Source organism: Trinickia sp. (assembly GCF_051954495.1).
GTDB lineage: Bacteria > Pseudomonadota > Gammaproteobacteria > Burkholderiales > Burkholderiaceae > Trinickia.
In genome coordinates this window covers 1-12,804 of sequence record NZ_JBQCHR010000194.1, presented here as the reverse complement: position 1 = coordinate 12,804, position 12,804 = coordinate 1, and the positions used below count along the sequence as shown (strand labels likewise).

At 64.9% G+C, this 12,804-nt stretch carries 9 protein-coding genes; 3 read left to right on the top strand and 6 right to left on the bottom strand.

The features are described 5' to 3' along the window. Positions 1-214 (top strand): hypothetical protein (locus ACTHNR_RS27455; RefSeq protein WP_440552156.1); only part of this gene is annotated, 214 nt, incomplete at its 5' end. Positions 215-307: 93 nt separating this feature from the next. Here ACTHNR_RS27455 and aroE read toward each other — a convergent pair. The 5 genes from aroE to ACTHNR_RS27430 are packed head-to-tail and all read right to left on the bottom strand — an operon-like array spanning position 308 to position 4,158. Further along, positions 308-1,141: a shikimate dehydrogenase gene (aroE, locus tag ACTHNR_RS27450; protein WP_440552153.1), complete on the bottom strand. Its 834-nt coding sequence runs from the start codon at positions 1,139-1,141 to the stop codon at positions 308-310. Further along, positions 1,138-2,361: a CaiB/BaiF CoA transferase family protein gene (locus ACTHNR_RS27445; RefSeq protein ID WP_440552150.1), complete on the bottom strand. Its 1,224-nt coding sequence runs from the start codon at positions 2,359-2,361 to the stop codon at positions 1,138-1,140. The genes aroE and ACTHNR_RS27445 overlap by 4 nt, the downstream gene beginning before the upstream one ends. Further along, positions 2,361-2,819 (bottom strand): MaoC family dehydratase, encoded by a 459-nt coding sequence (locus ACTHNR_RS27440; protein WP_440552148.1) that lies wholly within the window; start codon positions 2,817-2,819, stop codon positions 2,361-2,363. Before ACTHNR_RS27440 ends, ACTHNR_RS27445 begins: the two co-directional genes overlap by 1 nt. Continuing rightward, entirely contained in the window at positions 2,816-3,214 is a 399-nt protein-coding gene (locus ACTHNR_RS27435; protein WP_440552147.1) for a VOC family protein, read from the bottom strand. Before ACTHNR_RS27435 ends, ACTHNR_RS27440 begins: the two co-directional genes overlap by 4 nt. After that, positions 3,211-4,158, bottom strand: a complete 948-nt coding sequence (locus ACTHNR_RS27430) for a ketopantoate reductase family protein (RefSeq protein ID WP_440552145.1) — start codon at positions 4,156-4,158, stop codon at positions 3,211-3,213. Before ACTHNR_RS27430 ends, ACTHNR_RS27435 begins: the two co-directional genes overlap by 4 nt. 81 nt (positions 4,159-4,239) lie before the next feature. On the opposite strand from ACTHNR_RS27430, the gene ACTHNR_RS27425 reads away from it, so the two are divergent. Together ACTHNR_RS27425 and ACTHNR_RS27420 are read left to right on the top strand one after the other, a co-directional pair. Then, a complete protein-coding gene (locus tag ACTHNR_RS27425; protein ID WP_440552144.1) occupies positions 4,240-5,160 on the top strand; it encodes a LysR family transcriptional regulator in 921 nt (306 codons plus the stop codon). A gap of 87 nt (positions 5,161-5,247) precedes the next feature. Continuing rightward, entirely contained in the window at positions 5,248-6,693 is a 1,446-nt protein-coding gene (locus tag ACTHNR_RS27420) for a DEAD/DEAH box helicase (RefSeq protein WP_440552142.1), read from the top strand. Positions 6,694-6,724: 31 nt separating this feature from the next. On the opposite strand, the gene ACTHNR_RS27415 is transcribed toward ACTHNR_RS27420, so the two are convergent. Next, complete coding sequence (locus ACTHNR_RS27415) at positions 6,725-12,790, bottom strand: hypothetical protein (protein ID WP_440552140.1); 6,066 nt, start codon at positions 12,788-12,790, stop codon at positions 6,725-6,727. Positions 12,791-12,804: the final 14 nt, after the last annotated feature.

The window sequence follows — 12,804 nt, the reverse complement described above, 5'->3', positions numbered from 1 at the left end:
AGCCTATCAGTTCGGAGACGTGCGCTACCTCGATATCTTGGCGCCGTTCATCAAGATCAAAGAATTCTCGGCAAAACGAGATATTGCGCCTCTCGAGGAAAATGCTAAAACGGCTTCAAGTGGTGAAGCCACCGCACCGCGCGCAGGAGCGCGCAGGACGCCTCGTCCGCATGAGGCGATCGCAGACACCGATTCCGCAGCGGTGACTACGTAGAGCAGTCGGTGTATCGCACGCTAACCGCTGCCCCGGCGCGTTGACGGTCGAGTTGGAGAAATTATCCTCTCCATGCGGATTTTCGTCGCGTGTTCAATCGAACGGCACGGCAAGCCGGTCGATCACCGAGCTGGTCTCGGGACGTACGCCGCGCCACCATGCAAACGCTTCGGCCGCCTGCTCGACCAGCATGCCGACGCCATCGGCGATCCCGTGCACCCCCGCATTTTTCGCCAGCCGCAGAAACGGCGTGAGGCGCTTGCCGTAAGCGAGTTCATAGGCCGTGCCCCCGGGACTGAACACGCCCGGCGGGACAGGCGGCAAGTCACCGGTCAGACTGGCCGACGTCGCATTGACGACCAGGTCGAAACGTCCCATCCGGGCGAGGTCGGCGTAGCCGCCCGCAACGAGCGCGCCACGTCCGGCGACTTGTACGGCGAGTGCACGCGCTTTGTCGATGTCGCGATTCGCGATGACGAGCTCAGCCGGCCGGGCGTCGAGGAACGGCAGCAATGCACCGCGTGCCGCGCCTCCCGCGCCCAGCAGCAATACGCGCTTTCCGGCCATCGGCAGCCGAAGGTTCACTTCGATATCGCGCACGAGTCCCATTCCATCGAAGTTGTCGGCCCAGATGCGTCCCCCCTCGAACCGGAGCGCGTTGGCTGCGCCGGCGAGCGTCGCGCGTTCGGTTCGTTCGTCGGACATCGCGAACGCATCGAGCTTGAACGGGGCAGTGACGTTGATCCCCTTGCCGCCGCGCTCGAAGAACGTACGCACCGCGGCGGCAAAGGCGCCCACCGGCTCGATCGGTCCTTCGATGGCCGTATAGCTGATGTCCTGCCGCGTCTGCTGCGCGAAGAGGCCGTGAATCAACGGAGATTTCGTGTGTCCGATCGGATTGCCAATCACCGCGTACTGGTCAGTCATCGTTCGCTCGCTTTTGAATAGAGGACCCCATCGGCCTGCATCGCATCGATTTCGCTCGAATCGTACCCGAGCGATTGCGCGACTTCGGCGTTGTGCTGGCCCAAATCGGGCGCGACGTCGCGAATCGTCGTATCGCAATCGGAAAACCGGAACGGAAGGTTGGGCAAGCGCAGCGTCCCGTAGCGCGGATGCTGCTGCTCCACCACCATGCCTCTCGCCTGGATTTGCGGATCGGCCAGCACCTCGTCGATGCGCTGCACCTTCGCGCACGGAACGTCGATGCCATCCAGCAGGTCGAGTACCGACGCGACGCAGCGGCCAGCCACCCACGGCTCGACCACCGACAGGATTTCCGCGCGGTGCGCGTTGCGTCCGACGCTGTCGTGAAACCGCACATCCGCCCCGAAACCCGCCGGACCACCGTGTGCCTCGATCAGCGCGGCGAAGCGCTTCCACGCATCGTCGACCTGCGCGGCGATGACGAGATCGCCGTCCGCGGCGCGGAACACCCCATAAAGCGTCGACGTCGGCATGTCGTGCCCGGTCTGCTCGGGCAACACGCCTTGCAGCGTGTAGCACTGCACCGCGTATTCGTGCATCGAGACCAGCGTGTCGTACAGCGCCATGTCGATGTGTTGCCCGCGACCGCTCTTCACGCGCCCCAGCAGCGCGGCGTTGATGGCCGCGACCGCATGAATGCCGGTGTACATGTCGCCGAGCGAGATGCGCAGCAGCGGCGGCCGTTCGCCCGGCGTGCCGACCATCTGCATGATGCCGCTCTTGGCCTCGGCGATCAGTCCGAAGCCGGCGCGGTGTGCGTCGGGACCTGTATGCCCGTACGCCGAAATCGAACAGTAGACGAGGCCCGGATTGCGCGCCGACAGTTCGTCATAGCCAAGTCCGAGCTTGTCCAGCGCGCCCGGCCGATAGTTCTCGACGAAGACGTCGGCCGAGTCGCACAGCCGCTGCATAAACGCCTTGCCGCGCGCGTCCTTCATGTTGACGCTTACCCCGCGTTTGCCCATGTTGAGCTGCAGGAAATAGCCGCTTTGCTGATCGTCGAGCACGGTCGCGTGTTGGCGGCCGGCGTCGCCGGCGCCAGGGCGTTCGACCTTGATCACTTCGGCGCCGAGCGCGGCGAGACAGCGCCCGACATACGGGCCGGCGAGGAAATGGCTGTAGTCGACGACGCGGATGCCTTCGAGGGGACGAGCCTGCATCACTGTGCTCCCGGCCGGCGCGGCACCATCAGGCGATGTTCGCCTCGCTGAACGACCTGGCCGTCTTGATTGATCAGCTCCGACGGCAGCACGACGATGCCCCAGTCGGGGCGGCTCTTGCTTGCCCGCATCGAACCGACGCAAAATTGCACGTGCAGCACGTCGCCCACTTTGATCGGCAGCAGGAAATCCCAGGTCCAGCCGAGCGACATGCCCGGCAGAAATCGATAGTCGCTCTGCGTCTTCAGGCCGTCTGCAACGGACAGACCGAACAGCCCATGCGCGACCAGGCAGCCGAAATGACTGGCGTTCGCGTACTCCTCGTCCACGTGAACTGGCGTATGGTCGCCGGTGAGTTCGGCGTACGCGAGAATGCGCTCCTTGGTGACCGTATAGTTAGGACTCCTGCAAGAATCGCCCTCCTGCGCATCGTCCCAGTATTTCTCGACGATCGTCATGATTGAGCCTCCGCGCGCGGGTTGATTGCCAGCACCTGCGCGACGCAAGAGGCCGGTCTGGCCTGAATCAGTTCGACGGCAAGCCCATCGGGCAGCCGAATCCAGTTGGGGCCCTGCGGCATTTCCGTCACGCCGAATCGCCGTGCGGCGCGCAACGCGGCGTCCAAGTCTTCACACATCACGCCGAGATGGGCGAGCCGGCCTTCCGGGCCTTCGTGTTCCGGCGCATGGATGAACTGCAGGCCGCCGAGCGTCCAGTACTGCCGCGGCGCCTCAAGCGTGCCGTCCACTTCGCGCAGCGTCATGCCGAGCACTTCCTCGAAGAAGCGGATGTGCCAGCGGATGTCCTTCACCCAGATCGCGACATGTTCGAGATAGGCTTTCGTTGCATTCATGCCTGCTCCTTGCTTTGGCGATCGACCATCGCGCGCTCGAGCCCCTTGATGCAGGCGACCAGCGTGGCATTGACCGGCGTCGGCACGCCGTACCGCTGTCCCCAGCGCACGACCGAACCGTTGATGAAGTCGATCTCCGTGATCGAACCCTTCTCCAGGCTTTGCAGCATCGACGTCTTGAAGTTCGCCGGCAGTCCTTCGGCGGCGAGCGTCCACGCCTGTTCCGGATCGGTCATCGACAGCGTCACGCCGGCGGCTTGTGCCGCCGAAATCGCCTCGGCGACCGCCGCGAGCGACGTTGCCTTCAGTAGCGGCTCCTCGTAGAGCTGCCCGTATGTGAGGCCCGTGAGGCCGGTCAACGCGCCGGTCGCGACGTTGACCAGCAGCTTGTCCCACATCGTGCCGACGATGTTGTCGCTGATCGTCGTCGCGAGGCCGGCCGTATTGAACGCATCGGCGATCGCCTGCACACGTGGCGTAACGCGGCCGTCCAACTCGCCGATGTAGGTGTACTTGCCGATCACGCCGGACTCGATATGGCCCGCGCCGCGGAGCACGCCGCCCACGTAGGTCTTCCCGGCGAGCACGCGCTCGCGGCCGACGGCATCGATCAGGATGTCCTCGTGTCCAAGGCCGTTCTGTAGCGACAGCACCACGGTGTCCGGCCCGATCAGTGATTGAGCGCCACGGATCGCCGCATCGGTGTGGAACGACTTGACCAGCACCACGACCAGGTCGGCCACGCCGACGTCGGCGGCCCGAGTCGTCGCGTGGACGCGGACGTGCCGGGTGCCGCGGGCGTCGTCGACGCGCAGGCCGTCACGACGCATGACATCGACATGCGCGGGCGATCGGTCGATGAGCCAGGTCTCGTGATTGCCTTCAGTGAGGGTGGCGCCGACTGCACAGCCCAGTGCGCCCGCACCCAGAATCGCTATTTTCAACGGCTTCTCCTTGAGGTATGGCTACACGATAGGAGCCGCCGGTCATGTCGGCAATTCAATGGCTACAATGACAGCATTGCCATGGACAATAACGCGATGGTTTCCGCCAATCTGCCCGATCTGAAGCTGCTCCAGCTGTTCGACCTTTTGTACGACGTACGTAACGTCACGCGCGTCGCCGAGCAACTCGGCCAGAGCCAGCCGACCATTAGTATTTGGCTCGGGCACTTGCGGGAATACCTGCACGATCCGCTCTTCATTCGAACCCCAGGCGGCATGGCGCCGACCCCTCAGGCGGACGCGCTGATCGGGCCGTGCCGGGAAATTCTCGAATCGCTGCGGCGCTTCGCCGCTTGGGAGATCGCGTTCGATCCTTCCACGGCCCAGCGACGGTTTCGCATCTGCATGACCGACGCGAGCCACATCACCCTGCTTCCGCGCCTATTGGCACACGTCCGTGCGCAAGCGCCAGGCGTTCGGCTGGAGGCCGCTCGAATCGACGGCAACACGGAACGCGCGCTCGAATCCGGAGAAGCCGATCTCGCGATCGGTTACGTGCCGTGGCTCGGGGGCGGCATCTACCAGCAAAAGCTGTACGGCCAGGACTGGGTGTGTCTGGCGAATCGGCATCATCCGAGGATTCGCGGCAGGCTCGGGGCGAAGCAGTATCGTTCGGAAGGCCATGTCGCCATCACGGCTGGCACGGGCGCGCAACTGCTCGAGCAGGCGCTGCGGCAGGCGCGTGTCGAGCGCGATGTGGTGCTGGAGTTGCCGGGCTTTTTGGGGCTGGGAGCGATCGTCCAAAGCACCGACCTGATTACGACGCTACCCCGCCATATCGGCGAGACGCTGGCGCAGGCGAGCGATCTGGCGGTTCATGCCTGCCCGATTCCGGTCGACGGATTCGCGGTACGGCAGCATTGGCATGCGCGATATCACCACGAGGCCGGGAACCGATGGCTGCGCGGCGTCGTGATTCAGTTGTTCGGTGCTTCGCGTTGAACGTCCGCTAAAACACTGAAAGCCGCCGCTACGCTTCCAGCACGGCCCGCACCCGCTAGAATTGCGGCTTTAGCCCGGAATACGCCAATGTCCTTTGCTTCGCTTGGCCTGATCGATCCCTTGCTGCGTAACGTGCAAGACCTCAACTACCGGACCCCCACGCCGGTGCAGGCCAAGGCGATTCCTGCTGTGCTGAGCGGCAAGGACGTCATGGCCCAGGCACAGACCGGCACCGGCAAAACGGCGGGCTTCGCGCTCCCGCTGTTGCAGCGGCTCGTGCAACACGGCCCGGCGGTCTCCAGCAACCGCGCGCGCGTTCTGGTGCTGGTGCCCACACGTGAACTGGCGGAGCAAGTGCTGGAAAGCTTCATCAAATACGGCAAGGGTCTCGACTTACGATTTCTGGCCGCCTACGGCGGTGTGAGTATCAACCCGCAGATGATGAAGCTGCGCAAAGGCGTCGATGTGCTCGTCGCCACGCCGGGCCGCTTGCTGGATCTCAATCGCCAGAACGCCGTTCAATTCGATCAAACGCAAACGCTGGTGCTGGACGAAGCCGACCGCATGCTGGATCTCGGCTTTGCACGCGAACTCAACGCCGTCTTTGCCGCATTGCCCGCCCGGCGCCAAACGCTGCTGTTTTCCGCCACGTTCACCGATGATATCCGCGCCATGGCAGCGAACATTCTGCGCGGCCCGGTCAACATCAGCGTCAGCCCGCCCAATACCACCGCCAGCAAGATCGAGCAGTGGGTGATCACGGTGGATAAAAAGAATAAGCCTGACCTCTTCATGCACCTTGTCGCGCAGAATCGTTGGGAGCACGCACTGGTGTTCGTCAAAACCCGCAACGGCGTCGAGTATCTCGCAGCCTTGCTGGATGAAGCGGGCTATGCGGTCGACACCATCCACGGCGACAAGCCGCAACCCGCGCGACTTCGCGCGCTGGAGCGCTTCAAGAGCGGCCAAGTCAATATGTTGGTCGCCACCGATGTGGCCGCGCGCGGGCTGGATATCGACGACCTGCCGCTGGTCATCAACGTTGACTTGCCGATCGTGGCGCAAGACTATGTGCACCGTATCGGGCGTACCGGCCGCGCGGGCGCCAGGGGCGTGGCGGTGTCCCTCGTGTGTGCCGACGAAGCCCCTCAACTAGCCGCGATCGAAGCGCTGATCCGGCAAACGCTGCCGCGCAAAGAAGAGTCGGGTTTTGAAGCAGACCACCGCGTTCCGGAAACCAGCGCGACCGGTCAAATCATCAAGAAGCCCAAAAAGCCCAAGAAGTCCAAAGTGCCGCATGCCTCGCCCGCCGCGATGCCGGTCCTCGGCAAAAAACCGCAGCAAAAAAGCGGCGAAAACAAACGCAAGCCTGCGGCGCAGCGCGCGGTGACCGCAGGCAAAGGCGCAAGCTCGTCCAGCGGCAGTCCATTCAGCACGCAAAAGCCGCGCAGCAAGCCGGCCAGCAAACCATCAGCGGGTTCGCGTACGCCGGCCGGCAAACCCGCGGGTGGACACGGCAAACGCCGGCCTTGATCCGCGGGAACGAGTCGCGAACTCACCGCGCCTACTCCTTGAAGATCTCCAGCGAGGGATAAAAGACCGAGAAGCGCAGGTCTTTTGCACCGACTATCAACGTCTTGTCCGCGAGCCAGCTCGACATTTCCGCGCCGTTGCCCCATTCGCTCTCCGGCACGACGCGCACATCCATCGTATAGCCTCCCAGTTGCTCATAGCGGAACGACAAGATGGACTCGATGGGACTGTTCGCTGCGATCACATGAACGCTTGGGTCGATCTTCTCCCCGCGCATCACGGGATACAGAGTCTTCAAGGCGTCGATGACCTCCTGAGCGACCGGGGCCCGCCTCGGCACATACCCCTGCAGCAGCAAATTCTCGACGACGCTACGGGCGACTGTTCCTTCGTCGGCCGACTGGTCGCCAAGGTCATCGACTATATTGATGCCGTATTTGTCGATCTGCGCGCCCGGTCCACACGAGTAGAACAGGATCGGCTGCCTGCCGTCCCATCCGGCGCCGATGATCTCAGCCGCCACTTGATCGGAAGACACGGGCGCTCCCATGCGGTTGATGAACCCCCTCGTACCGGCATGCTGCAAAACGATGAAATAGCCCGGCGGCGCCGGAACGAGCAGCGGCTTCGGTTTACCGGATTTGCCCCCGCCAAGGAGCCGGTTTTCCGGAAAATCCTTGCCGAAGTTGTAGAGCGCGAGATCGGGCTCGCGCCGCGGAAAGCTGGCGAGCTGTGTCCCGCCATCGAAAGCCGGCGCGTTGATCGTGTCGATCCGTTCGCCGTTCACGCCACGGATCAGCTGTCCGGGTACGAATCCATCGGGGTACGCGACCGGGACCTTGCCAACATAGCTGTTATTAAAGCGCGCCACCCATTCGTTCCTCACGTCATCGCGGAGCAGGGTCGCAACAACGCTGCCCGAATCGTCGACGATCGCGACGGTGGGCGCCGGCTGCGCTTCATTCACCCCGCCGGTGCGCCCGCCTTCCGGCAGTCTTTGCGGCGCCGCGCCCGCCACAGGCACGAGCATGTCGAGGTCATCGAAGAATTCGACGTCGGTCGCCTGCCCGGCAGGCGAGTTCACCGTATCGCGATTGCCGTTCGCGCCATAAACCGCATAGCGCTTTCCGGCAAGCCGGCCGCCGCTATTCAGCAGGCCGGCGATGAACTCGCTCATGACCCGGGCGCGGTACAAGTCGGCGGGCGGCAGCCAACCGCCCGTCGCTTCATCGATCTCGATGGGTGGGCGTGTACTCGCGCGTCCATGTCGCGGATACGCATAGCCTGGATACGAGCCGTTCGGTGGCCTGTAGCGCGGATTGATGTCGATCTTCTTTCCTTCCAGCGATAGCACGCCTTCTGGCCCGATCGTAGCAATCACCGCTTCCGGAGGCACTGAACCGGCCACGCCCAACGCGCGGCTATCGACAATCGCGATACCGTACGACTCCCCGGCGACAAGGCGCGCCGCGTCGATCGTGTCATAGCGCGCGGGCGGGAGTGCATCGTCGAGGGCAAGTCTGTAATCGGTAGCCGGATCGCCTTCTCGCGCATCGACCAAACCGGTTTCCGCCGGATCGTAGAGAGGCGACTGATACACGACGTAAGTCACTCCGTCGATGTTGGCTTCCGAGCGCAGCAACACCGACAGCAATGCCGCCAGTTCGGCGGAATTCGCCTTGGTGTCCCCGGGAATCTGATAGCGCAAGGGCTGCCCGCCGGATGGCGCCGACGCGGCCGGCGGCGATACATCGTCTACCGCCGGCGCAGACAGAGACGCCTCATCGTCGCCGTTCCCACGCGCGCGCCCTACCCCAACGCCCACGAGGCTCAACGCAGTCGAACTCGCGAGGCCGAGCCAGTCCTGCGCCGAGATGGGCTTGCCCTCCAGCGCCGCCTGCACCAGCGCCTCGGTTTGCTGCCCCATCGATACGCCGTTGGTCACGAGCGCCGCCTTGCCCAGCAGCTTCAGGAGCGCGGCGTCTCGCCACGCCGGCATCGTCCCAGAGAAGGCCGTCGTCACCCGCGTCGCGCCGGCGCCGGCCAGTGCGGGATCCGTCTCGCTCGTCACCCGCGCCACGTCCGCGTACGCACTCGCCCGCGAGCCCACCCGGTCGCCGATCGCGGCCGCCCGCGAGATCGCCCCAAGCCCGCTCGCCGCTGCGCCGGACATGTTCGCCGCCAGGTTCAACCAGTTCACCCAATCGTCCGCTCCTTGAGCCTTGGAAAGCCGCTGCAGCGCACGCATCGTTCCCATCGCCGCGGTTGCCGCGAAGTACGCGTCGGCGCCGTCCGCCGCCAGCGCGAGCCAGAGCGGCGCGGCCTCCGGCGCCGCCACCGTGAGAATTCCCGCCGCCACGGTCCCCGCGATCTGCACCACCGAACCCCAACGCTCCCACCAGCTCATGTCGGGCTTATAGCTCGTGAAATACGCCGAGTCCGTCAGATCCTCGCCCTGCTCATTGACGACCCAGTGGGGCTGCACCGTCATGAAGCCCTTCGCGAAACCGGTATGCGACTGCCAGCGCGCATATCCCTGACGCGCCGTCGGATCGGCAGGCCCCACATCGATCAAGTCGCCCCCCGCCGAAATGCCCTCGAGCAACGTGAACGACGTTCCCTGCTGGTCCTTGCCCGGCGTGCGCGTGTTCCACCATTCTCCGGACAGCGATCCCATCGTCACCGGCGTCAATGCGCTCGCCGTGTCGGCGCCCGAACCGTGCTTCAGGCTCGCGACCACTTGGCCCAGCGTCGTCTTGCGACCGCTCGCATCGAACACGGTCTGATTCGGGTCATATAGCGCGAAAGTGCCGTCGGACAGCGCTTGCTCCTCGGCGAGCGTCGTCGGCGTATGAGCCACCGTCAATCCGTAGGCCGCACCCGATGCGTTGAGCAGTGCGTCGTCGCTGCTGAAGGTCTGCATTCCGTCCGACAATTGCAGGCCTACCAGGTTGCCGCCCGTGCTCACCGCCACGCTCGCGCCCTGGGAGTACTCCGCGTCGCTGGTCAAAGCCGACTCGCCCGGCGCGCTCGCGCTTACGCCAGCAGTCGGTTTGCCTTCGTCTTTGTATCCGGTCTCGCGCGCGATCTCCCTGCCGAGCGCATTCGTCGCGTCATCGTCCAACATGTCCTGCGCGAGTTGCATCTGGACGTAGTGCTTCTGAAGATCGCCGAAGCCCAGGTCCTCGCCCCATACGCGCACGCCGGTCTTGCCGTTCACCGTCCGCTTATTGAGTCCCGAACTGCCGCTCGTACCGCCGAACTTCGGGTCGCCGCTCGTCACCATCGTCTCGAGCGCGTGGCGCAAATCGGTCATGTCCTGATTCTGCGCGGCGCCCGCCGCTTGATAGATGCGCGCGATTTGCTTCAAGTCGTTCGCGTTGCGCGTCCACGCAACCAACTGGTCGGGCGAGAAGCCCGGCTTCGCCCCGCCCGTGGCGAACATCTGATGCACGAATCGCGCGGACAAGTCCGTGCTGCCGCTGCCCTCTAGAACGTCGGCGAGCGTCGCCAGCTTGTCCGAATCGTTCTTGCGCCACTGCACCTCGTCGCGGATCCTCGAGAACAATTGCTGCGTGGCGGGATCGCTCGCCACGTCGTCCATCAGCTGCGCGTATATCGCCGTCGACTGGTACTGCTGCAGCCTCGTGGCTTCGCCATGGAAGCGCGCCTTCAGCGCCGCCGCGTCGTCCCCGCTTGCGCACGGCATGAACGGCTGAGCCTCGCCCGTGATGCTCGCGAGCGCCGAGCCCTTCACGGTCGCGACGAATTCATCGCCCATCACCTGCCGATACAGCGGGTCGTCCGTTGGAAGCCCATCGAGCTGCGCCAGGCTTTTCGCCGCGCCCAGGCTGCCCGCGCCCGCATCGCCGCCGGCCTGAGCCTGAGCCTGCGCCTGCTGTTGATTCGCTCGCGCCCGAGCGATGACCCGCAGCGCGTCGAATCCGGTTTGCCATTGTTGGAGAGCGGCATCGAGGGCCTGGGACTCCGGAGCATCGTCCCCCGCATCCTGCGCGGCCTGCATTTGCGGTGCGAGCGCCATCTTCTGCAGTTGAAGCCGGGCCTTCCACAGCGTGTCGATGTTCGAATCGTCAGCCTGCCACGACGCGTCGTCTCCCGGTTTGCGCCCGGCCGCGGCATTCAGCGCGGCCGACAGCGCCGCGTGATACCGCGTCAATGCGGTGCGTGCGGCGCTCTGTGCGTTGCTGTCGTTTTGGTTCGCGTCTGCCTTGGCCTGTGCACTCTGCCACGCGTCGTATGCGCTTTGCGCCTGCGAGATCAGCCCCGGCTTGCCGTTCGCATCGTCGAGCGCGGCCAAGTCCGGCTTGATATCCTGCGCCATTCCGGGGACCGCCGGCTTGCCGTCGGCCGCCGGCGTGCCGTCGACCAACTGATCGATCAGCTTGGGATCGAGCACGTTCGTTGCGTCGGGCGCGCCGGCGCCCAACGTCTTGTCCATCGCTTTCAGCTTCTGCGCGGCGAGCCTGATCGGGTCCTTGCTCGAATCGTCGTAGAACTGCTGCATGATGTCCGGCTGCTCGGCACTCACCTCCAATGCAGCCTGCACCAACGCAGGCTCGGAAGCCGATCTGCCGCCAAGCCACGCACGCGTGAGCGCGATCGCTTCGGGCATCGTCACGCCTTCGCTGACGAGCGAGCCCATGTAGTCCGCCGCGCTCCCTCCCGACGCCGATGGCAGCTGCTGCTGTGTCAAGGGCACGGTACCGTCCGCTAGCTTGCCGCCCTTGAGTGCACTCGTGGCCGCATCGAGCGTATCCGCGTCGAACAGCTGGTCGCCCGAAAGCTCCGCCGAAGCCCGTTCGATCGCATCCCCCTGCTGCGCCTGTGCGTCGCTGCCCGCGTTCGTTTGCCCATCTGCCCGCAGCTGCGCGACGATCGCCGCTTGCGCCCAAGTCGTGCCGCCGATGTTCGCGTTCACGAGCTTACCGTCGTCGCCCTTGTCCCCCATGGCAGCGGCAAGCGCCGCTTGCAGCGTGTCCGCATTCACCGGTCCCCCGCCCAGGTGTCCCTCGAGCGCTGTCTCTGCCTGCGCGAGCGCGCTTGCATCGGCCGGCGACACCGACGCCGCCGCCGATTCCGATTGAGGCTTGAGTCTCGTGTATTTTTCGAGCGTCTTCGCGAGTTCGCTTGAAGGCGCCTCGTCGATGAGCGCCTGGTAGACAGCGGTCGAATGGTGGGACCCCGGCGCAGGCGGCGACGCGAGCGGCTGGAAGGTACTGTCCAGCGCCTCCGTGCCCCCCTCGTCGATCTGCGCCTGCTGATGCTGCAACTGCTTGCGCAGCGCGTCCACCACCGGCTGGGTCGCCGTGCTCTTCGGCCCGCCTGCATCGTCGATGATGCGGGCGAGCGGTGCATAGTAAGCGTCACCGCCCGGCAACGGACCCGCCGGCGCAACCTGCGCGATCACCTCGGGACCTTTGCCGATCAACGCCTCGATGTTGCCCTGCATTTGCGTAAACAATGCCTGCGCGAGTTCCGGCGACGTCTGAGCAAGCGGATCGAGCACGTTCGCAATATCGTTCAGATTCTCCGGCGCGCCGACCGCTTGGAGGGTGTGCTGCGTGGTGGACGATCCAAGCGTGTCGTGAACCAGCGCCGGGAACAGCACCGTATTGCGATAGCCCGATAGCGCAGCGCCCTCCGCGTTCAGCGTCGCGCGTGTGTCGCTACCCTGCGCGCCGGTGATATCGCCGAAGGCCGCGTTCTCGAGCACCGCTGTTCGCGGGTCGCCCATCACCTGCCGGTACAAATCGCTCGTGGGCGAAACACCCGCTAGCTGCTGCGTGAGCCACTGCGCGGCCTTCAGATGCGCCGTCGCGCTGGAACTCGCCCCAACGTTTGTAGGCGCCGCATCCATCGCATCGAGTATCTCGCTCGCATGCAGCGCGGTCGACAAGTCTCCCGCGTTCGGCCCGTGCATGCCCGCTGCGGTGTTCGCAGCGATCACCGCTCGCTCGGCTAGCCAACGTCGATCGCTTTGCGATGGGTCGTCCGCCCAGCCAGCCGCGCTCGACGTATTTTCCGCACTCACCGCCGGCCGGTTACCGGCATCGTCGAGTTCGGCGCTCAACGCCATGTGATAAGCCTGCG